This is a genomic window from Pedobacter psychrotolerans (assembly GCF_004340665.1).
Classification (GTDB): Bacteria; Bacteroidota; Bacteroidia; order Sphingobacteriales; family Sphingobacteriaceae; genus Pedobacter; species Pedobacter psychrotolerans.
In genome coordinates, this window is record NZ_SLWO01000002.1 from 691,080 (window position 1) to 713,860 (window position 22,781).

The 22,781-nt window shown below is 38.0% G+C and carries 21 protein-coding genes; 10 read left to right on the top strand and 11 right to left on the bottom strand.

Translation table 11 applies throughout. The annotated features are described in order from the left end of the window. Positions 1–125 precede the first annotated feature (125 nt). From EV200_RS06565 to EV200_RS06585, 5 genes are all read right to left on the bottom strand, one after another. Positions 126–482 (bottom strand): bleomycin resistance protein, encoded by a 357-nt coding sequence (locus EV200_RS06565; RefSeq protein WP_132530330.1) that lies wholly within the window; start codon positions 480–482, stop codon positions 126–128. 63 nt (positions 483–545) lie between these two features. Then, positions 546–1,094, bottom strand: coding sequence for a Crp/Fnr family transcriptional regulator (locus EV200_RS06570; RefSeq protein WP_132530332.1), 549 nt, complete (start codon positions 1,092–1,094; stop codon positions 546–548). Positions 1,095–1,101: 7 nt separating this feature from the next. Further along, positions 1,102–1,767: an HAD family hydrolase gene (locus EV200_RS06575; RefSeq protein ID WP_132530334.1), complete on the bottom strand. Its 666-nt coding sequence runs from the start codon at positions 1,765–1,767 to the stop codon at positions 1,102–1,104. A gap of 256 nt (positions 1,768–2,023) precedes the next feature. Further along, positions 2,024–3,187, bottom strand: a complete 1,164-nt coding sequence (locus tag EV200_RS06580) for an esterase-like activity of phytase family protein (protein ID WP_165877881.1) — start codon at positions 3,185–3,187, stop codon at positions 2,024–2,026. A gap of 155 nt (positions 3,188–3,342) precedes the next feature. Continuing rightward, positions 3,343–4,191 (bottom strand): DUF6515 family protein, encoded by an 849-nt coding sequence (locus EV200_RS06585; protein WP_132530338.1) that lies wholly within the window; start codon positions 4,189–4,191, stop codon positions 3,343–3,345. A gap of 191 nt (positions 4,192–4,382) precedes the next feature. On the opposite strand from EV200_RS06585, the gene EV200_RS06590 reads away from it, so the two are divergent. From EV200_RS06590 to EV200_RS06615, 6 genes are all read left to right on the top strand, one after another. Beyond that, positions 4,383–6,251 (top strand): CocE/NonD family hydrolase, encoded by a 1,869-nt coding sequence (locus tag EV200_RS06590; RefSeq protein ID WP_132530340.1) that lies wholly within the window; start codon positions 4,383–4,385, stop codon positions 6,249–6,251. 6 nt (positions 6,252–6,257) lie between these two features. Then, positions 6,258–8,123: a CocE/NonD family hydrolase gene (locus tag EV200_RS06595; RefSeq protein ID WP_132530342.1), complete on the top strand. Its 1,866-nt coding sequence runs from the start codon at positions 6,258–6,260 to the stop codon at positions 8,121–8,123. Between the two features lie 390 nt (positions 8,124–8,513). Further along, positions 8,514–8,873 carry an endonuclease domain-containing protein gene (locus EV200_RS06600; protein ID WP_132530344.1) on the top strand — a complete coding sequence of 120 codons (360 nt, stop codon included), beginning with the start codon at positions 8,514–8,516 and terminating at the stop codon, positions 8,871–8,873. Positions 8,874–9,307: 434 nt separating this feature from the next. Next, on the top strand, positions 9,308–10,960 hold the full coding sequence (locus tag EV200_RS06605) for a M1 family metallopeptidase (RefSeq protein WP_132530345.1): 1,653 nt from the start codon (positions 9,308–9,310) through the stop codon (positions 10,958–10,960). A gap of 174 nt (positions 10,961–11,134) precedes the next feature. Beyond that, positions 11,135–11,866 carry a head GIN domain-containing protein gene (locus tag EV200_RS06610; protein WP_132530347.1) on the top strand — a complete coding sequence of 244 codons (732 nt, stop codon included), beginning with the start codon at positions 11,135–11,137 and terminating at the stop codon, positions 11,864–11,866. A gap of 119 nt (positions 11,867–11,985) precedes the next feature. After that, positions 11,986–12,432, top strand: a complete 447-nt coding sequence (locus tag EV200_RS06615; protein WP_132530690.1) for a DUF1572 family protein — start codon at positions 11,986–11,988, stop codon at positions 12,430–12,432. A gap of 243 nt (positions 12,433–12,675) precedes the next feature. Here EV200_RS06615 and EV200_RS06620 read toward each other — a convergent pair whose 3' ends face one another. Both EV200_RS06620 and EV200_RS06625 read right to left on the bottom strand, forming a co-directional pair. Next, entirely contained in the window at positions 12,676–13,347 is a 672-nt protein-coding gene (locus tag EV200_RS06620; protein ID WP_132530349.1) for a DUF1345 domain-containing protein, read from the bottom strand. Then, on the bottom strand, positions 13,344–14,132 hold the full coding sequence (locus EV200_RS06625; RefSeq protein WP_132530351.1) for an O-methyltransferase: 789 nt from the start codon (positions 14,130–14,132) through the stop codon (positions 13,344–13,346). The genes EV200_RS06620 and EV200_RS06625 overlap by 4 nt, the downstream gene beginning before the upstream one ends. 42 nt (positions 14,133–14,174) lie before the next feature. Here EV200_RS06625 and EV200_RS06630 point away from each other — a divergent pair, with 42 nt between their 5' ends. Continuing rightward, positions 14,175–15,050 (top strand): transglutaminase-like domain-containing protein, encoded by an 876-nt coding sequence (locus EV200_RS06630; RefSeq protein ID WP_132530353.1) that lies wholly within the window; start codon positions 14,175–14,177, stop codon positions 15,048–15,050. Between the two features lie 11 nt (positions 15,051–15,061). Next, on the top strand, positions 15,062–16,165 hold the full coding sequence (locus tag EV200_RS06635; protein ID WP_132530355.1) for a glycoside hydrolase family 18 protein: 1,104 nt from the start codon (positions 15,062–15,064) through the stop codon (positions 16,163–16,165). A gap of 5 nt (positions 16,166–16,170) precedes the next feature. On the opposite strand, the gene EV200_RS06640 is transcribed toward EV200_RS06635, so the two are convergent. From EV200_RS06640 to EV200_RS06655, 4 genes are all read right to left on the bottom strand, one after another. After that, positions 16,171–16,719 carry a hypothetical protein gene (locus tag EV200_RS06640; protein ID WP_132530357.1) on the bottom strand — a complete coding sequence of 183 codons (549 nt, stop codon included), beginning with the start codon at positions 16,717–16,719 and terminating at the stop codon, positions 16,171–16,173. A gap of 93 nt (positions 16,720–16,812) precedes the next feature. Further along, a complete protein-coding gene (locus EV200_RS06645) occupies positions 16,813–17,733 on the bottom strand; it encodes an alpha/beta hydrolase (RefSeq protein WP_132530359.1) in 921 nt (306 codons plus the stop codon). A gap of 10 nt (positions 17,734–17,743) precedes the next feature. Further along, positions 17,744–18,818, bottom strand: a protein-coding gene (gene prfB / locus EV200_RS06650) for a peptide chain release factor 2 (protein ID WP_197285544.1) whose coding sequence is annotated in 2 segments (ribosomal slippage) — positions 17,744–18,757 and positions 18,759–18,818 — 1,074 coding nt in all. Because the reading frame shifts where the segments join, the coding sequence is not laid out codon by codon here. Between the two features lie 86 nt (positions 18,819–18,904). Next, complete coding sequence (locus tag EV200_RS06655) at positions 18,905–20,209, bottom strand: amidohydrolase (RefSeq protein ID WP_132530361.1); 1,305 nt, start codon at positions 20,207–20,209, stop codon at positions 18,905–18,907. 196 nt (positions 20,210–20,405) lie between these two features. Between EV200_RS06655 and pgi the strand changes: the two genes are divergently transcribed. Beyond that, positions 20,406–22,052, top strand: coding sequence for a glucose-6-phosphate isomerase (gene pgi, locus EV200_RS06660; protein WP_132530363.1), 1,647 nt, complete (start codon positions 20,406–20,408; stop codon positions 22,050–22,052). A 164-nt stretch (positions 22,053–22,216) separates the two neighbouring features. Then, positions 22,217–22,750: a DUF4251 domain-containing protein gene (locus tag EV200_RS06665; protein ID WP_132530365.1), complete on the top strand. Its 534-nt coding sequence runs from the start codon at positions 22,217–22,219 to the stop codon at positions 22,748–22,750. Positions 22,751–22,781: the final 31 nt, after the last annotated feature.

The following is a 22,781-nucleotide window of genomic DNA, read 5'->3' on the forward strand; positions in this document are numbered from 1 at the left end:
AACCTGTTTTGCAATTTAATTTCTTAATGATCACGATGCAAAATGAACATATATGAATCCGGTATAACAATGCAGTAGATAGTTATTGATTGCCGCTTATTGTATTTGCAATATGCCATATTCCTCTACATGCCCTGCCCAAAAGTGAGTAGGTTATGGTCTGGATCGAGCATTGAAAATTCCCTCTGCCCCCATGGCTTGGTATGCAAACTTCCATTCGGATGAATACTTTGTTGAGTATCCAGCATCGTTTGATAAAGCAGATCGATATCATCGGTGCGAATATAAACCTGACCGTAATTTCCTTTAGGGTCTAGTGCTTCAAACAGGAAAAAATGGATTTGAATGTGGTCTTTCTGCACCATCAAGTAATGGTTAAAGTCTTGGCTTCCTACATCCTTGAAACCTAATTTATTTACGTAAAAGTCTCTCGTGATTCCTTTATCACGCATGGGCAGTTTTGGGTTAATTTCTGTAAGCATATTTTTTTTATTTCAAAAATGAGTGTTTCCAAAGAAAAACACACTTGATTCAAATCAGGAAATTCAGTTCTTTGCCCTTACCCTACTCAATGTTTCAGGCGCCACCTTAAGGTAAGAGGCTATCATTTTAACCGGGAAAACCTGCACCATGAGTGGTTTGGCTTTTTTTATATAATTATACTTCTGCAGCGGATTTAATGCGTGGTCAAAAAGATAAGTCCTGTGACTGGCCTGATCAAAAATCCGCCCCAAAAACAGAAAAGATGGTGATTCAGCGATCAGACTGTGCAAATTATTTAAGCTCAATTCTACAATTTCAGCATCTTCAAATACTTTGATCGTTGTTTCTGAAGGCTTTTGCTCTATCAGACTGGAGTGATTATACATCCATTCGTTTTGCAGGTGCAGATCGATAATGGTTTCTGTTCCATCATTAAAACGGAATTGAAAAAAAGATCCTGATAAAATAAAATAGAAAGATTGACAAATCTCATCCTGCTGCAGCAGAACATCGTTTTTTTTAAGGGTTCTATAAACAGAATACGCTTCAAAAAGAAGAAGATCATGGTGTGAAAACAGCCCGACACTTTTTAAAATTTCCGCAGTCGACATCCCGATGTTAGATTAATTCCTGTTGCAGCATAAATTCTTTAACATTGGCGAAGCTTAGAAATAACTCATCTGCTATTTTCAGTTTTTGGTGCCCCCTAACATTATTTTGAATGGCATAACAGGTGATTCCGGCAGCCATTGCTGATTTAACACCATTCACCGTATCTTCAAAAACAATACATTCTTCCTTTTCAAGGCCTAACCTTTCTACACAGACATTATAACTTTCCGGATCTGGCTTGCTTTTGCTAACATCGCTTCTGGTCACAAATAAACTGAAATACTTCGCCAGTCCATTCCGTTCAAAAACGGCCTCCACATCTACCCTTGGACTGGCCGTTACCACTGCGAGCTTAAATCCTTTTTCGTAAACATACTGAACAAATTCGAGCGCAAAAGGCATAAGGGCAATATCCTTCGATTTAAAACCTTCATAAGTGAGCTGCTCTCGCCTGGCGATAAAGTCTGCTAAATCTGTATCAATTTTATACCGTTCTATTAAGGTTTTTGCATTTTGAGGCAATGGAATCCCAGCGTAATTGGTTAGCCAGTCTTTAAGTTCTAGTGTTACTCCATAAGGATGTAAAAACTCATTCCAGCAATCAAAATGAAACTTTTCAGAATCGATTAATGTCCCATCCAAATCAAACAACAACGCTTTTATTTTACTCATTTTGTTTTTATTAACTATTATTTCTTATCATGAAGAAGTTATAATATAGGGGTCGCCTTTGCGAGGAGGAACGACGAAGCAATCTTTCATTTCAGCGTCCTACTATAAAGATTGCTTCATCCAACAAAAAATTGGCTTCGCAATGACGATTTCTCACAAGCTATTATCAACTACAATGTTTTCTCAAAACTGACCACTCGAGGGTGAATACACCGATGGTTAGATTTCATTGTTTACTTCTATTCCTTACTTTGGATTACGGCATCACTTCAAACAGAAAAAACTGCTGGATTTGTGCCTTACCAAAGTTATTGTCTACACAAAAAATCATGCTATCGTGCCCATTTGGTAATTTCGGCCCAAAAGTTACCCCTTCAATATTATCGATATGCATATTTAACGTATCAAAATCAAAAAGCAATTTCTTTGTTAAAGGTTTTGGTGGAGATTTTACAAAGGATGGATTATAGATCACATTTTCTGCCCGATTTAAATCAACCAGATAAAGCTTAACAAAAGAATGATCGTCTCGCCCTTTCGCCCAGGCCCGTTCCATCACCATCAGCGTATGATCGTTTACGGCTAAAATTTCTGAGATGCCGTTAATATTCCAATCGCTTGCTGTTGTGGGCTGGATGGGCAACGCATCCAGGTTATATGCATATTGGGCCGTATTTTTTTTGCTCTTCACATTAAATTTAAGTATTCGGGTTAAGGCTTTATCATATCCAAAATGAGATTGTTCCCCGTCCTGATAAAGAGGCTCTTCTAAACTGGCATACAAGGTTTTAAAATGATCGGCGTAGGTTAAGCCTTCAAAAAAAGCATTTTTTCTTACGCCATAATCCTGCTTGCTGAAGTGAAAGCCAGAAGGCAGAGGCACAGTATCCAAAAATTTTCCTGAGGTAGAAATGAAAGTGAGTGCAGGCTGAACCATAGTGGTGTCAGTTTTACGAAACAATCTTTCTCCTTCATTACTCCAAACTAAATTATTTTTCAAAGGATTATAACGAACGGATTCTCCATCGGCTTTAATGTTGGTGCCATATTGATATTTGGGGTATCTCGAGCCATCTTCCCGAAGATTGAAGGTAACATCAGTAAATTTGATGGTGTCTATTTTATCGCTTTGGATATCAATCTTGGCCGTGTAAATCCTAGCCGGACTAAACTGTGAAGGATCATCACTGATGATGTAATACTGGCTGTTTTTGGCATCGTAATCTATTCCTGATAAACCACCAACAATGGTGTTTTTGAAAGTATCATTAAGCGGCAAAATGTATTCACTCAGAAATTTGATAGATGAAATCGATTTATTTTTTTGATCACCTGGTAAAATTCTATTTGCCGTACAGGAAGATAGCCCAGCAATAATAGAGAGGTATAAAATAAAAAATCTTAGGGATAGTGTTTTCAAACCAGAATAAGTTATGCGTAAAAGTATAGAAAAGGAGTTAATTAATTTAATCAGCAATACAATTATGAATCACCTTTTACTATTGAGACATTAATAATGGTTAAAACAAAGCCGCTTCAATTCAGATTGAAGCGGCTTTGTAAAATGTATCTTCCTTAAAACAACTTACCAATTACGCGGTAAGTAATGTGATTGCCATCTACTACCTCTTCGTAGTAAATATCATCAGGAGAAACAAAATATTTTTCATTTTTAATGGTTACTTCCCGGCAACCTTCAGGGAGCTGATCAATAATATCACCAATTTGGTGCGAATCAACAGTACCATTTGGCGTGTTCAAAACACCATCTTTACTAGCTACGACATAAACCGTTTTGCCATCAGCATTTTGTGACTGTGTGTAATAAACCCCTTTATACTCATAATAATCAACACCATTAATGGTCACCATTTTCGCGTCTTCAGGTAAGTTCGGAACTTCTGCACCCACTGGTGGAACAACCACTTCATATTGATTATTATTTTGCTGATAAAATAATCCACCAGAATAATAAAACTGATCTGCCCCGAAGTAAAACGGATAATAGCCATAAGGCAAAACACCTATTCTAAAACCTATAAATGGCCTGTAGTAATTATAATAGCTAAAATAAGGGCGATAATACGGTCTGCCGTAGGCATAGTGATAGCCAAAACCTGGTCTATAGCCCCGAAATCCTACACCACCTCTATAAACCGTTCTGTTGTATACATAGGTAGAGCGATTTGATCTGAAGCTACTATTATTTGTACGTGGTGAAAGTGAACCTCTGCCCGGCATAGCAGATTGCCTTGAAAATGATCCACCACCTCTTGAGCCAGAGAACGAACCCGATCTGCCGCCGCCATGAAAGCCACCACCGCCCCTTCCTGACCTTTGCGCAGAAACATTTTCAGCGTTTACTAATGCCATCATCGCTGCTACAGCGAAGACAACAAAACCTCTATTTAATAACCTTTTCATCTTATGTTGATTCAATTATTTATATGACGATGAAACCAAGCAAAAGATTATCTCCATATTTATTTTAACTAAATTTTGATAAAGTAATGACGAACCCTCTATTTTCAATATTAACAAACTATTTACGGGATGTTTTTTCTAATCAATTTCTAATCTTCTATATTTAAATTTTATTCCTAAAAGACACTTAAATGAACTTTTCCAGATTTTTATGCCTCTTATTTTTCCTGTTTATTTCTAATGAATTACTCGCCCAGCAAAGCGATTCTGCATACGTTAGAGAAAACTACACCAAAATAGAGCGACAAATCCCCATGCGGGATGGAGTTAAACTTTTTACTTCCATCTATATCCCTAAAAATCAAACCAAAAAATACCCCTTTTTAATTAATAGAACACCCTATACAGTAGCGCCTTATGGAGCAAATCAATATAAACTAAGTTTGGGTAATTTCCCGGCCATGATGCGTGAAGGATTTATCTTTGTATATCAGGATGTTCGTGGGCGCTGGATGAGCGAAGGAACTTTTGCCGATATCCGTCCGCAAGCCACCAAAAAAGGAAAAAAAGATATTGATGAAAGCACCGATACTTACGATACCATCGACTGGTTGCTGAAAAATGTGAAAGGCAATAACGGCAATGCGGGAATTTATGGAATTTCTTACCCAGGGTTCTATTCCACAGCTGCATTACCCAATTCACATCCAGCCCTAAAAGCCGTATCACCACAGGCACCAGTAACCGATTGGTTTATGGGCGATGATTTCCACCACCGTGGAACTTTGTTTTTAATGGATGCTTTCAGCTTTATGAGTGGTTTCGGAGTGCCACGGCCACAGCCCATTACGCCAGATAAAGGCCCGAAAGGATTTAAATTCCCCATTCAGGATAATTACCGCTTCTATCTGGAAGCAGGCTCAGTTAAAAGCCTGAAGGAGAAGTATTTTGCTGATAGCATCGTTTTCTGGAATGACCTCTTCAAACACCCCAACCTGGACACCTTCTGGAAAGCCCGATTAATTACCCCTCATTTAACCAATGTAAAACCCGCCGTAATGGTGGTTGGCGGTTTCTTTGATGCGGAAGATGCCTATGGAACTTTCGCGACTTATAAAGCAATTGAAAAACAGAATCCTGGAGCTAATAATATTCTGGTTGCAGGCCCCTGGTACCATGGCGGCTGGGTGCGCGGTGATGGTTCTTTTTTAGGAAATATCCAATTTGGCAAAACCACCAGTATTGATTATCAGCAACAATATGAGTTGCCTTTCTTCAAACACTATTTAAAAGGTGAAGGCAACTTTAACCCAGCTGAAGCCAACATTTTTGTAACAGGCTCTAATGAATGGAAAAAGTTTTCCAGCTGGCCGCCAAAAGATATAGAAGATAAAAACCTGTACTTACAACCTAACGGGAAACTGAGTTTTGAAAAAGTAGGCAGAACCGATAGCTGGGATGAATATGTAAGTGATCCGAATCACCCGGTACCTTATCAAGATGGGATTCAGGCGCAACGCACCAGAGAATACATGATCGACGATCAACGTTTTGCAGCCCGCAGACCTGATGTTAAAACTTATCAAACCGATGCACTTACGGAAGACATCACCATTACCGGCCCTGTTCTGGCCAACCTGGTGGTTTCTACTACCGGAACTGATGCTGATTATGTAGTAAAATTGATTGATGTTTATCCGGAAGATACGCCAAACCCAACACCAAACCCTAAAAATTTAATTATGGGTGGATATGAAATGCTGGTTCGCGGGGAAATTATGCGTGGAAAATACCGCAATAGTTTTGAAAAGCCTGAACCTTTCAAGCCAGGTGAAATCACCAAAGTAAATTATCCCCTGCCTGATGTGGCACACACCTTTAAAAAGGGGCATAAAATCATGCTTCAGATTCAAAACTCTTGGTTTCCATTGGCAGATCGTAATCCACAGAAATTCATGGATATTTATCAGGCTGAACCAGCTGATTTTCAGAAGGCCACACACAAAATTTATCATGATGTACACAATAGTTCATTTATTACCGTTTCAGTATTAAAATAACACAAAATGAAATATTTTAAGCTATTTATATTGCTCCTTTCGGCATCCACTACGTTTGCACAGGGCGATGCGAACTATGCCAAAACCCATTACACAAAGAAAGAAGTGTATATACCCATGCGGGATGGCACTAAACTCTTCACCGCAATCTATACCCCGAAAGATGCCGCAGCAGGCAAAAAGTATCCGATGATTATGCAGCGTACCTGTTATAGCGTTGCGCCATATGGCGAAGACCAAATTCCGGCCCGTTTAGGTCCATCTGATTTGATGATGAAAGATGGCTATATTGTGGTGATGCAGGATGTGCGTGGCCGTTGGAAAAGTGAAGGTACCTGGACCAATATGACTCCCGTAATTGATGATAAAAAAACGAAAAAAGATGTGGATGAAGGATCTGACACTTACGATACCATTGACTGGCTGGTTAAAAATGTAGCTAACAATAATGGCAAAGTGGGTCAGTGGGGAATCTCCTATCCCGGCTTTTATACTGCCGCCGGAATTTTAAGCAATCACCCGGCATTAAAAGCATCTTCTCCGCAAGCACCAATCTCCGATTTCTTTTTCGACGATTTTCACCACAACGGCGCATTCTTGCAAAGCTATTTTTCTACTTTTCCTTTGTTTGGTGTTCAGAAAAAAGATACCACTTCCAAACCTTGGTACAATAATCAAATGATCAATCCAAAAACCAAAGATGGTTATCAGTTTGCCTTAGATTTGGGCCCTTTAACCAATGCCGATAAATATTATAAAGACAATTTTTTCTGGCAGGAAACTGTAAACCATCCAAATTATGATGAGTTCTGGCAGAAACGGGGTTTACTGAAACATTACAGCACCATTAAACCAGCAGTAATGGTAGTTGGTGGCTGGTATGATGCAGAAGATTTATCGGGGCCACTCAATATTTATAAAAGCATTGAAAAGAAAAATCCGAATGCCTACAACACCATTGTGATGGGACCATTTGGCCATGGCCGATGGAGCCGCGAAACAGGCCATACCATGCACAGCAATGTTTATTTTGGAGATAGCATTGCTACCTTCTATCAAAAGGAAATTGAATTGAAATTCTTCAACCACTTTTTAAAAGGAAATGGCGATAAAAATGCTGGTTTGCCTGAAGCTTATATGTTTGATACAGGCAAAAAAGAATGGGAAACCTTTACAAAATGGCCAGCTGAAAAAGCCACCAAACAAAAATTATATTTGGGTGCAGATGGCAAATTAAGCATGACAGCTCCAGCCAAAACAGGATCCATAGACTACATCAGCGATCCGGCCAAACCAGTTCCTTACACTGAAGATTTAACCACCACGCTAGGTTTCACACCTCATAATTACATGAGTGAAGATCAACGTTTTGCCGGCCGCAGACCCGATGTACTTGTTTATCAAACGGATGTTTTAGAAAATGACATCACGCTTGGCGGAGAAATTATGTCGCATTTAAAAATTGCCACCACCGGAACGGATGCAGATTTTATTGTAAAACTGATTGATGTTTACCCTGCTGACGAGCCGAATAATCCATACATGCCCAATAAAAATATCATTTTAAGTAATTACTGGCAAATGGTTCGTTCAGAGATTATGCCTGCCCGTTTCCGCAATAGTTTCGAAAAGCCGGAAGCCTTAGTCGCCAACCAGAAAACGGAAGTAAATTTCCGTTTGCAGGACGTGTTGCATACTTTTAAGAAAGGCCACCGATTGATGATTCAAGTGCAGAGTACAGCTTTTCCATTGTTCGCACGCAACCCGCAAAAGTTTGTAGAAAATCCTTATAAAGCTACAGAAGCTGATTATATTAAAGCTACGCAAACGGTTTTCAATGATAGTTTTGTGGAAGTTGATGTGATAAAATGATCAGATTGAATTAACCACCCCCAGCCAAAGATGATGCGATTAGTGATTGATTAAATTAGCAAAAACCACCCCCAGCCCCTCCTTGAAAATAAGGAGGGGAGTACCGTTCTAAAGCCTAGCCATGAGCCGGAATAAAACAACAAATGGTTAAATAAAAAACTTTAACAAAAGCACAACATAAAGTAAAAGCACAATCCAACTCCCCTCCTATTTTAGGAGGGGCCGGGGGTGGTAAGCAAGGAGCTAATGCCGTTCCAAAGCCTAGCCATGAGCCGAAATAAAACAACAAATGGTTAAATAAAAAACTTTAACAAAAGCACAATATAAAGTAAAAGCACAGCCCAACTCCCCTCCTGTTTTAGGAGGGGCCGGGGGTGGTAAAATAAAAATATGGCGGTTCATAATGCAAACCATCTGAAGGAAATAAGAAAGGACTTAAGAAATAACTTAACGCCAGCTGAAGCGACGCTTTGGAAATATTTACAGCATTCAAAACTAGATGGAAGAAAGTTTAGAAGGCAACATAGTGTTAAAAATTATATCCTTGATTTTTATTGTCCTTCAGAAAAATTAGGAATAGAATTAGATGGAGAATCTCATAATGGTTATGCTGCTGAAGAGTATGATAGAGAAAGAACAGAAAATTTAAATAAACTTGGCATAACCATTATCAGATTTGAAAATAAGGATGTTTTTCAGGAAGAAAATATTCTTGAAGCCATTAGGAAACATTTTAAAACTGATGATTGATCAATTAAATAAAAAAACCACCCCCAACCCCTCCTTGAAAATAAGGAGGGGAGTGCCGTTCCAAAGCCTAGTCATAAACCGAAATAGATAGCACCAGTTAAGAATGAAACTTTAATAAAAGCACAATATAAAGTATAAAGCACTATCCAATTCCCCTCCTAATTTAGGAGGGGCGGGGGTGGTTAACATAAATAATTTATTGAGCCCAGGGGTTGTTGCAATTACATCATTTAACTTTGTGGCATAATAAATAACGACCACCAACCCCTCCTTGAAAATAAGGATGGGAGTGACGTTCCAAAGCTTAACAAATAGCCGAAATAAAACAACAAATGGTTAAAGCCAACTTTAACAAAAGCACAATATAAAGTAAAAGCACTGCCCAACTCCCCTACTAATTTAGGAGGGGCCGGGGGTGGTTAACATAAAAACAAATGAAAAAACTATTAATCCTATTTGCCTTAGCACTTTGCGTAGGTAAGTCAAATGCCCAGATGCTCGGGAAAAACCAGGTAAACGATCGTGCAGATACACTTCGTGGAACGCTAACCCCTTTACGTACCTGCTATGATATCAATTACTACCATTTGGATGTTAAAATCGACATTGATCAGAAATCTGTTGGCGGAAGTAATGAATTTGCTTTTACAGCCACTCAGGATTTTACAAAACTGCAATTCGATCTTTTCTCCAATTTAAAGGTTGAAAAAGTACGCTACAAGGGAATGGAATTACCCTTTACCCGTGAATACAATGCCGTTTTTGTAACCTTTCCAAAAGCCATTAAGAAAGGAAGTAAAGATCAATTTACCGTATTTTATTCTGGAAATCCAGTAGTAGCTAAAAATGCCCCCTGGGATGGAGGTTTTATTTTCAAGAAGGATTCTGCTGGAAACCCTTTTGTTTCAGTAGCCTGCCAAGGACTTGGAGCCAGTGTGTGGTGGCCAAATAAAGACCATCAAAGTGATGAAGTAGACAGTATGCTCATCAGCATCAGCGTTCCTAAAACATTACAGGAAATATCCAATGGCAGATTAAGAAGTACCGTTGATCAGCCGGATGGCTACAAACAATATAACTGGTTTGTAAGTAACCCGATCAATAATTATGATGTTACTTTTTACATCGGTAAATATGCCCATTGGCAAGACAGCTACGCCGGTGAAAATGGAAATTTAAGTATTGATTATTGGGCTTTACAAGTAGATAGCGCCAAAGCCCGTCCGCATTGGGATGCAGATGTTAAACCCATGCTCAAATGTTTTGAGTATTGGTTTGGTCCTTACCCTTGGTATAAAGATGGTTATAAATTGGTTCAGGCACCGCATCTGGGTATGGAACACCAAAGTGCCGTGGCTTATGGAAATCAGTTTAAAAAAGGCTATCTGGGTAGAGACTTAAGCGGAACCGGTCATGGTTTAAAATGGGATTTCATCACCATCCATGAAAGTGGTCACGAATGGTTTGGAAATAATATCACCTCAAAAGATATTGCCGACATGTGGATTCATGAAGGCTTCACCAACTATTCAGAAACCTTATTTACAGAATGTACGGATAGCAAAAAATCTGGCGAAGAGTATGTAATAGGAATCAGAAGAGGGATTGAAAATGACACTCCTATAATTGGCCCTTATGGCGTAAATAAAGAGGGATCAAGCGACATGTACCCTAAAGGTGCTAACCTGATTCATACCATCCGCCAGTTAATCAACAATGACGAAAAGTTCAGACAAATTTTAAGGGGCTTGAATAAAACCTTCTATCATAAAACAGTAACTACTGCTGAGATTGAAAATTACATTGCTAAGCAAAGTGGATTGAAACTCGATAAGGTTTTTGATCAATATCTTCGTCACTCCGCCATCCCGGTTTTGGCCTATAAAATTAATGCAGGTGTGCTATCTTATCGTTGGATAACTGATGTAAAAAACTTCGACATGCCTATAAAGGTGACTTTAAAAGCAGATGAATATACTTTGATCAAACCAACAAATGATTGGAAAACCATCAAAGTTGATCCAAGTATAACAGCAGATAATTTTAAGAGCGATCCTCAATTTTACATCAAAACTAAAAAGGAGTAATTGAAAAATAACTAATCAATACCTGAAAAATTCAAAAAACCCGTTGTAATTACAATGGGTTTTTCTTTAAAAATCCGATCCCCTATGCAACTTTTTTATATTTCTACCGTCTTATAACAAAAGCGTATTCATATTTTTTGTGAGCGACATTTAATAAACTAAAGATTCATATCTATGAAAAAATTATTCACCATTTTCTTTGCAACACTTACTTTAACAGCAAGTATAAATGCAATTGCAAAAGATCCGATCAATATAACATCATCCAAACACAGTGATGATGACAGAGAGGTAAAAAACTTTAATGGCATTGCCGCAGCAGGGCCTATCAATGTAGTAATTACATTAGGCAGTAAAGAAAGTTGCCGCTTAGAAGGCGATACTGAAGCTATTGCATCGATTATTACTGAAGTAAAAGGAAATATATTAATTATCCGTCCAAAAAATAGCGTAACCAGCTGGTCAAAGAAATATGAAGGAAAACAGATTACTGCTTATGTTTCTGCTCACGAAATCGCTAGCCTAACCATGAGTGGTTCTGGAAACATGGTGGTTAATGGCAAAATCAGCACTGGTGATTTAACTACTACTTTAAGTGGATCAGGAAGTATTAAAGCAAGTGCAGATGTAGACAATTACAATGGCGTCATTAGTGGTTCGGGTTCTTTAAATATCACTGGCAGTACAGATCGTGCTAAAATTGTGATTAGCAGCTCAGGTTCGTTTGAAGGAAAAAGTTTTTCATCACATACGTTATCCACTACAATAAGTGGCTCAGGAACAGTGAACATCAAAACTGATCAATCCATCAAGGCTGTTATCAGCGGATCAGGCAGTGTAAATTATTCAGGTAATGCAACTGTTGATAAAACCATCATCGGATCTGGAAGAGTAAGAAAAATATAACTAAAAATATTTGAAAAGAAAACGCTTGTAAGAAATTACAGGCGTTTTTAGTTTAATGTGATTAAGGACTTTATTATATATTGCCTAACAATCTGATTACCGCTTACAAATTATTAATGATGCTAATAGAAACGTTAAAACTACTCTTCGAAAGAGATCTCAATAAACTTACTCAGGAGATCGAATTATATCGAAATGAATCCAATATCTGGATGACAAGTAAGGATATTTCCAATTCAGCCGGGAATTTATGCTTACACCTCATGGGTAATCTTAACACCTATATAGGTGCAACTATTGGTGGTACAAGTTATATTAGAAATCGTGAATTAGAATTTAGTCTTAAAAATATCACTGGAAAAGATCTATTAGCTTCGATAGCAGAAACTAAAAAAGTGGTTGATCAATCTCTCGATAAAATAACAGAAGCTCAGCTTAATGCAGAATACCCACTACTTGTATTCAAGGAAAAAACATCAACCATGTTCTTTCTGGTTCATTTAACTACACATTTAAGCTACCACCTCGGACAAATTAACTACCACAGAAGGTTATTTGATTTCTGATTGAATTTATAGACCTGAATTCGATAACTATTTGATTTTAACACCCCAGTCTGCGACCAATCCTATGAAATAGGGGTATTACCTTTTTTACGCCCTTTCCTTTTCAGGGGAAAGGTGCCGATAGGCAGATAAGGGTTTAATAGCGATAACCTCTGAATAGTATTTTAAGGTATATTATTAATCTCAGGTTGATAGAAATATTTTCAGAGAAGATCTTGATCTAATGGGCAGGTAAGGAAAGATTTACTTCCCTAATCCTGCCAATGCATTTATAGTTAACGCCACAATTACCGTGTTAAACACGAATGCAATTAAACTGTGAAGCAGCGAAAGTCTGCGGATGGTTCTGGATGAAATTTCCACATCAGAAACCTGAAAAGTCATCCCGAGTACAAAAGAAAAATAAGCAAAATCAATGAAATCCGGCGCTTCGTTCCCTGGGAAATCCAATCCTGAGCCTTTTTTCGCATCATCAGTCCGATCCATATTTTCATAATAAAGATGGGCATAACGCATACTAAAGGTGGTATGTACCAGAAACCATGATAAAAACATTCCAGAAATCGCAATGACCAGATCAAATGGCTTAATATCCTGATCTATTAATAATAAAACCACTGCAAGCAGACCTGCAAAGGTAGAAACGACTACAATAGCGAAAATCTCTCCTCTGGTTTCATCCTGCTTAACCGCTTTTAAATGGGTTTCGGCAACAGAAGTATTAAAAAACATATACCAATGCAGGCTGATCAAAACCAGGCAAAAGATATCCCAGCCAAACATAATGTGTGTTAAAGTTCCGAATTGAAGCGGCACAGCACCAAAATAGCCAATGATGCCAGCAAGAAGACTGATCAGCAATATATATAAAGCAGATAACTTTTGAATGCCCTTTAATTTCGGTTCGATTTTCACTGTTTAAATTTTAATTTAAAATGTTCTTTTGCCTGACCTTTTTTAAAATAAACCAAACCGATCCAGAATAAATCTATGGTAACGGTAACATCCGGATGGCTTTTAATTTCTTCCCAGGCCTCTTTCATGCCTTGGCTCCAATAAATATCATCAAAAATAAGTAAAGAGTTTTCAGTTACTTTTGGCAAGCACCACTTGAAATAATTTAGTGTCGCGTCTTTTCTATGATTGCCGTCGATGTAAACAAAATCCAGACTTGGTTGCTTAGCCATAATGTCTGGCAAAATTAAATCGAAGTTTCCTACATGAAGTTCGATATTTTGCAGATCAAGATCATTAAAATTTTGCTTGGCCACTTCAGCTGTTTGCGGACAACCTTCAATGGTAATGACTTCAGCTTCCGGGCAAGCTTTTGATAAATAAGAAGTGGTGATACCTAAACAAGTTCCCAGTTCAATGGCTGTTTTAGGTTGGGTATCTTTTGCCAAACGATAAATCAACTTGGCTAAACGTGGACTCTTTAATGCGTTCTTCGCAATCTCACTGATTTTCTTCGTACGATTTTTATTCAGATGAGATCCGGCACCTAAGTCTGTAACGGTGATAATGGATTCGTCAGAAAAAAGTTTTTTTCTTTGCGCTTCGATTGTTTTGTATTCAGATTTGTCAGTAAAATCGTAAATTACCTCATCCGCAAGCTTGTACACAAATGGCGAGTGTGTTCCGTGTCTGGTTTTAGCGGTTAATTGGTGTTTAAGATAATCGGTGATAAATTGAAATAGCATATTGCAAAAGTAATTAATCGCCGCATACAGGTTATATGTTTTATGGAAAATATCACAGAGATAAGTGCTTTAGTTAAATTACTTGATGATCCTGATGAAGAAGTTTATCAACATGTGGAACAAAAACTGCTCGAATATGGTGGCGAGGTAATCCATTACCTGGAAAATGCCTGGGAGCAGTCTTTTGATGCGCTCTTACAAGAACGCATTGAAAATATTGTTCACCAGATTCAATTTAGTACGGTGAAAGAAGATTTAAACTTATGGTACTTAAGTGGTGCGTTTGATTTGCTTCAAGGTGCCATGATTATCAACCGCTACCAATACCCCGATCTGGATGAGCAAAAAATCATCATTCAGATGGAAGAAATTAAACGCGATATCTGGCTGGGATTACAGTACGAAATGAGCTCCGTAGAAAAGGTTAAACTCATCAACCATGTATTATATCAGCAATATGGCTTTGGTGGCAATACGAAAAACCACCATGATCCTCAAAACTCTTATTTAAACCAGGTTTTAGAAAGTAAAAAGGGCAATCAGATTTCGCTGGCTATTATCTACTCTACCCTGGCACAGAAATTGGATTTACCAGTGTATGGTATCAATTTACCCCAACACTTTATTTTAGGCTATATTGATGACAGCAAACAGGAAGGAACAGATTATAGTGTTTTATTCTACATTAATGCATTTAATCGTGGTAATATTTTTGGCAAGCATGATGTAGACCAATTTCTCCGTCAGCTAAATTTAGAGCCACTCCCCGAATATTATAAACCTTGCAGCAATACAGATATCATTCGCAGGGTGATCAGAAATCTGATTTCTGCTTATGAAAATGCAGGTGCGACGGAAAAAGTAGCAGAATTAAACGAATTACAAGAGATTCTTAAAGAAGAGCCCAATACACATTAAAATTTCCCAGGATGCAGATTAAACCACATTTTTTTAACTTTCTTGCTTTTGCCGCTATATTTTTGAGCACTCATCTTTTTGCTCAAAAACCATTTAAACCTAATGTAATTGCCTATTACACGGGCAATGGAACAGTGATCGATAGCTTTCCAATTGAAAAGATTAGTCATCTGATTTACAGTTTTGGCCACTTAAAAGGTGATAGCCTTCATATCAGTTCTGCCAAAGATTCAGCACTCATTACCAGAATGGTAAGCCTAAAAAAGAGAAATCCCAATTTAAAAGTGATGATTGCCATGGGCGGATGGAGTGCCTGTGCAGATTGCTCTGAAGTTTTTAGCCGGGCAGAAGGCAGAAAAACTTTTGCCCAAACAACAAAGTCATTATTAGATTATTTCAAAGCAGATGGAATTGATATCGACTGGGAATATCCCGCGGTTGAAGGCTATCCAGGGCATCAATACATGCAGGCCGACAAACAAAATTTTACCTTGCTGATTAAAGCCCTAAGAGATGAATTGGGTAAAAAAGCTGAAATCAGCTTTGCGGCAGGAGGAAGTAAAAACTGTTTGGATTCATGCTTTGAATGGAAGAAAGTAATGCCTTTGGTTGATCGTGTTAATTTAATGAGTTATGATCTGGTAGGCGGCTATGCTAAAACCAGTGGTCACCATACACCACTTTATTCTACTCCACAGCAACAGTCATCCGCAGATTATGCCATTAGAGAAATGCTTAAATATGGTGTTCCACCTGGTAAAATTGCCTTAGGTGCAGCATTTTATGGGAGAATATTTGAGAATACAACAGATGCTAATCATGGTTTGTATCAGCCTACTAAATTTCTGGATGGCGTTTCTTCCAGGGATTATAAAACCTTTTTCAGTAAGGAAAGTGGCTATCAATACTATTGGGATGATATAGCTAAAGCTCCATATTATTACAATGCAGCCACTAAACGTTTAGTAACATTTGATGATGAAAAATCTATTGTACTTAAAACCAAATATGTAATAGACCGAAAATTAAATGGCATTATGTTCTGGGAGTTGAACGATGATCCTTATATTGGTGGCTTACTTCAGGCGATTCATGAAGCGTTGACCCATCAATAATAAATCTAATTGCTGAATTTTAAATTAAATTTCCCCTCTGTAATTCTAACAATTGCACCATTTGTTCCTTTTACCTGACCACTAAATGATCCCTTGATTACACCACCATTAGTGTATGACACATCAGAATAAAAAAAATAAATACCTTCACTATCATTTATAGTTGAATATAAAGCGTTTGATGCATTTGTATATTCTACATATGAAAATGGATAGGTATAATCGCTATTCCCGGTATTTAAACCAGGTGAAAACCCAATAAATGACTCATTACTAAAGAATTTAAGTCTTGGTGATGTACCATTAGCCATAGTACCTAAGATGGTTAATGATCTAGGTGATGAACTTGTATTTCTTATTGCTGAAACTTCCTTTTCAGTTATAGCAACACCATCTGCCTTAAAAGTAATGTAATACTCGGAGGTAGCCGCACCATTCCCACTTCCAGGATTGGTGTTCGGGCCTGAACCGTCCCAATCAATTTCTTTCTTACAGCTTGCAATAGAAATAATGGCAACGAATGCGACCATTATAAATTTAATTCGGTTATTCATCTTCACAGATTAAGAGCGTAAATTACTGGCGACAAATATATTAAAAATAAAGCAATCCGATACCCCTCCTCAAAAACACACGTTAAAAAGAACTTAGTGATTCATTTTCTGCGTTTTCAGCCAGGCTGCCATCAGGTTAAACCAATCCACATCTGAAGTTTTATTGATTAAGCCAAAGCCATGACCTCCTTTTTCATAAAGGTAAACTTCGGAAGATACACCATTGGCTTTCAAAGCATCACGCATTAAAATGCTATTGGCATAAGGAACTGCATTATCATCTTTTGCATGAACGAAAAACACCGGTGGTGATTTTTGATTTACATTTTTATTGGCCGAGAAATAATGCTTCAAGCTATCTGTAGGGTTATCGCCTAGTAAGTTTTTCATTGTACCCGTATGAACAGATTCTTCAAAGCTAATCACCGGATAAACCAGCAGAGCAAAATTTGGCCGGAGATCTATTTTTTCCGGATCAGCAATTTTTAAATCATTATAGTGAGTAACCAATGTGGAAGCAAAATGCCCTCCTGCTGAGAATCCCATAATGCCAATTTTATTCTTTTTAATGCCATATTTTTTGGCATTTATCTTTACCAGATAAATGGCTTGTTGCGCATCCTGTAATGGGCCATAAGTTTTATCCACCATAATCTGATCACTGGGCAAACGGTATTTCAACACAAAAGCGGTAATGCCAATCGCATTAAATCGTTTAGCTACATCAATACCTTCATGACTAAAAGCCAAAGCACCATAACCACCACCCGGGCAAATAATTACGGCTGTACCTGTAGCTATATTTTTAGGTGCTTCGAAAACTGTAAGTGTGGGCACAGAAACTTTGGTAATACTTAAAGTACCATTCGCACGCGTTTCGGTATTTTCTATATAATCTGATGGAGTTGGTTTCGCACCAGGAATATTTCCTGCGTAAAGGGGAATAACTTCCTGGGCTTTTGAAAAAATAGCAACCATAAGCAACACTGTGGTGAAAATTGATGTTTTAACCATTTTATTGATGTTAGAATTCCATTAAATAAGCTTTTAAAAAGTCGTTAATATCGCCATTTAAAACGGCATCAGGATTTGAAGTTTGATAGTTTGTACGGTGATCTTTAACCCGTCTGTCATCTAACACATAACTTCTGATTTGCGAACCCCACTCAATCTTTTTCTTCGATCCTTCTACAGCTGCAATCGCTTCATTGCGTTTACGCTCCTCCACCTCATATAACTGTGATTTTAATAAACGAATAGCATTTTCTTTGTTTTGCAACTGCGATCTTGATTCCTGATTTTTAATAATAATGCCTGAAGGTTTATGATATAAACGAACAGCTGTTTCTACTTTGTTTACATTTTGTCCACCTGCACCACCTGCCCTAAAGGTTTCAAATTCAATATCAGCCGGATTAATGTCGATCTGAATCGTATCATCTACCAAAGGATAAACGTATACCGAAGCAAAAGAAGTGTGCCTCCGGGCATTTGAATCGAAAGGTGAAATCCTCACCAAACGATGTACACCATTTTCGCCTTTCAGGTATCCGTAAGAAAAATCGCCGTCGAATTGAAGCGTTACCGATTTAATTCCTGCAATCTCCCCTTCCTGACTATCCTGTTCCGTAATTTTATATCCATTTTTCTCACCCCACATGATGTACATCCGCATGAGCATATAAGCCCAATCGCAACTTTCCGTTCCACCAGCACCAGCCGTAATTTGCATGACCGCAGAAAGCTGATCTTCCTTATTGCGCAACATGTTTTTCAGTTCCAGTTCTTCAACAGCCTTGGTACTGGCTTCAAACTGTTCTTTCATCTCTGCTTCCGAAGCATCGCCAGCCTGGAAAAACTCCAGCATCACCGCAGCATCTTCTACAGCGTTATGGGTATCATTGAAACCATCTGTCCATTTTTTCTTAGAACTGATTTCAGCAAGAATTTTTTCTGCTTTTTTTGGATCATCCCAGAAATCGGGTGCCATGGTTAATTTTTCTTCTTCGCGAATGGCGTAAAGGAGCTCATCAACGTCAAAGATGCCTCCTCAGGGACGTTACTCTGTCCCTTAAATCCTGCAAGTTTTCTTTTGTCATACGGGCAAATATATAAAATCGAACTGAGCATAGCGCATGGCGAAAGGGCTAAAACACTAAAACAACGTTGAAAAAAGTATTTTTATCTACTTCTTCATCACCATATAATCAAGCGTTAAGTTAGAAAGCAATTTAACACCCAATACAAAACCACTTTCATCCAGGTAAAAGTCTGGCGTATGATGTGATGGCGCTTTCAAAGGATCTTTACCTTTAGGCATTCCACCTAAAAACACAAACAAGCCCGGAATTTTTTCCTGGAAGAAAGAAAAATCTTCTGCTCCAGTAACGGGCGGCCTTAACAATACATGATCTTTTCCAGCTGTCATCTGCATGCTGGAAAGCATTTTTTCTGTGAGTGCCACGTTATTGAAGGTAACCGGATAATGGTTACTGTAAGGTATCTTTACATCAGCAGTTGCACCATTAGCTTCTGCTGTTTTAGTCGCAATAGTTTTAATCCGTTCAATAAACATCGCTTCATCTTCCTTACTGAAATTACGCACAGTGCCTAGCATCTCTAACTTTTCTGGAATGATATTAGAACGAACCCCGCCATTAATGGCGCCAATAGTTACCACGCCTGGATTTTCAGTTACATTTAGGTTTCGGCTTACAATAGTTTGAAGGTTGTTGATAATCTGAGCTGAAGTCACGATCGGATCAATGCTGCTCCATGGGTATGCACCATGTGCCTGACGACCTGTAACCGTAATTTTCATATCGTTTACCGCGGCCATTGTTCCACCCGGGCGGTAAGTGACATTTCCAACTTCAGTTTGAGAGTTGATGTGCAAGCCAAAAATCACATCAACTTTTGGATTTTCCAAAACACCTTCCTTAATCATTAATGCTGCTCCGCCTTCTTCACCGGCAGGTACGCCTTCTTCAGCAGGTTGAAAAATAAACTTCACTGTTCCGGGAATATCTTTTTTCATTGCACTGAGCACTTCTGCAACCCCCATGAGTATCGCCACATGGCTATCATGACCGCAGGCATGCATCACACCAACTTCCTGCCCGTTATATTGTGTTTTAACTTTTGAAGCAAACGTAACATCAACCCTTTCGATTACAGGTAAACCATCCATATCAGCCCGTAAAGCAACAACTGGCCCGGGTTTACCACCCTTTAAAACACCAACTACGCCTGTTTTAGCAACTCCCGTTGTAACCTGAATGCCTAAAGATTTTAAGTATTGAGCAATAATTCCCGCAGTACGAACTTCCTGATTGCCCAGTTCTGGGTGCTCATGAAAATCTCTTCTCCAGGTAATTAACTTTTGTTCAATAGCATCAGCTTTTTTAGAAACTTCTTCCCTTAAAGGTGATTTTTGAGCAAATAAGCTAAGGGAAATGAAAGATAAGCCAGCGAGGTAGATGTATTTCATGAAAAGGGATTGAAGTTTAGTTTAAGATAACCTAAGCTATGCATTTCTAACCAAAATTGCAATAATGAATACCTTAATGACCTGAACTTATTTGCAAATGATGATGATGAATTAAATTAAAAATCATAATGATTTTTGAACATTAAAAAGACCATTTTAAATTTTTGCTTTATTACTTTTACAAAAAACAAAGATTATGTTACCGAAAATAAATTTTACAGAAACAGCGGCATATAAGTATTTAGCCGATCACTTTATTGATATTAACCAGAAAAGCATTAAAGATCTTTTTGCTGAAGATGCAGATCGTTTCAACAAGTTTTCTGTTTTTTTTGAAGATATTTTATTAGACTATAGCAAAAACCGCATTAGCGATGAAACATTAGCATTGTTGATGCAACTGGCCCGTGAGTGCAAACTGGATGAAGCCATAAAATCGATGTATGCAGGTGATAAAATCAATGAAACTGAAGATCGTTCGGTTCTTCATATCGCCTTGCGGAATTTGAGCAACACACCTATCCTGGTAGATGGTAAAGATGTGATGCCCGATGTAAATGCGGTATTGGCTAAAATGGAAAAGTTTAGCAACAGCATCATTAGTGGTGAATGGAAAGGCTATACGGGCAAAGCGATTACAGATGTGGTAAACATTGGTATTGGTGGATCAGATTTAGGCCCGGTAATGGTGACTGAAGCTTTAAAACACTATAAAAATCATTTAAATATACATTTCGTTTCCAATATTGATGGAACACATATTGCCGAAACCTTATCAGGATTAGATGCTGAAACCACCTTGTTTTTAGTGGCTTCAAAAACTTTTACTACCCAGGAAACCATGACTAACGCACATTCTGCCCGTTCATGGTTCTTAGAAAAAGGTGGACAGGAAAGTGATATTGCCAAACATTTTGCTGCATTATCAACCAATGCAAAAGATGTATCTGCTTTCGGTATAGACACTGAAAATATGTTTGAATTTTGGGATTGGGTTGGCGGTCGTTACTCTTTATGGAGCGCTATTGGTTTATCCATTTCATTAAGTATTGGTTTTGACAACTTTAAAGAACTGCTTGCTGGTGCACATGCCACTGACAATCACTTTAAAACAGCAGAATTTGAAAATAACTTGCCCGTAATTTTAGGTTTACTTGGTGTTTGGTACATCAATTTCTACAATGCAGAAACACAGGTAATTTTACCATACGATCAATACATGCACCGTTTTGCAGCTTATTTCCAACAAGGAGATATGGAAAGTAATGGTAAACATGTAGATAGAAATGGCAATGAAGTAGATTATGAAACCGGACCAATTATTTGGGGTGAGCCGGGTACAAATGGTCAACATGCTTTTTACCAATTGATTCACCAGGGTACAAGAATTATCCCTGCCGATTTCATCGCTCCTGCACAGAGTTTAAATCCATTGGGAGATCATCATCCGATTTTACTTTCTAACTTCTTTGCCCAAACCGAAGCTTTAATGAATGGTAAAACAGAAGAAGAGGTTACCGCCGAACTAAAAAAAGATGGCAAATCAGCCGATGAAATTGCTAAAATTGCACCTTTTAAAGTTTTTGAAGGCAATCGCCCAACCAACTCTATCCTATTGAAAAAAGTAACACCTTATACCTTGGGTAGCTTAGTGGCGATGTACGAACATAAAATATTTGTTCAGGGCGTGATCTGGAATATTTTTAGTTTCGACCAATGGGGAGTTGAACTTGGAAAACAATTGGCTAAGAAAATTCTTCCTGAGTTGGATGGAAATGAATCAGTTTCCAGTCATGATAGCTCAACCAACGGCTTAATCAATCAATACAAAGCCTGGAGATAATAGAATTCCTTTACGGAAGAAGTCAATTTATTTTATAAAGCCATCGCATTACAAAATACGATGGCTTTTTTTATGGTGCAAATTAGATTATAATCATGCCTGAGGTTATGGAATCTTTGAAACTCATACATCTTTAAATTGTTATATCATTAAGAAACAGCAATATGAAACATTTAAAATGGGTATTCAGTATGGCTTTAGTTGCAAGTACTTTACAACTTTTAGCCCAAACAAATAAAGAGACTACGGTAAAAATATTAAACGAAAAAAATTACACATTCGTAGCCAATTCAGCCATGCCCATGGCCAACATGGATATTTCCAGAATTTTATCCAGTATGCCCGGTAATCAGGGTGGTGGAACAATAAATTTAACAGGTAGTCAGTACGATTTAAAGGTAACGAAAGATAGCGTTGTTGCTTATTTACCATATTATGGACGCTCATTTAGTGCACCGATGAATCCGAGTGAAGGTGGCATTAAGTTTACCTCAAAAGATTTCAGCTATAAAGAATCAAAAAACAAAAAGGGTGCATACACCATTCAGATTAACACTAAGGATGTTACACGGGAGAATTTCAGACTTACTTTAAATGTAACCGAAAAGGGCTATGCAAGCCTGATTGCCAGCGGTAATAATAAACAGCCCATAAATTTTAATGGCTATTTAAGTGAATCAAAGAAAAAAGATAAATAATAAAAAAGCCAGATTTAACGCTGGCTTTTTT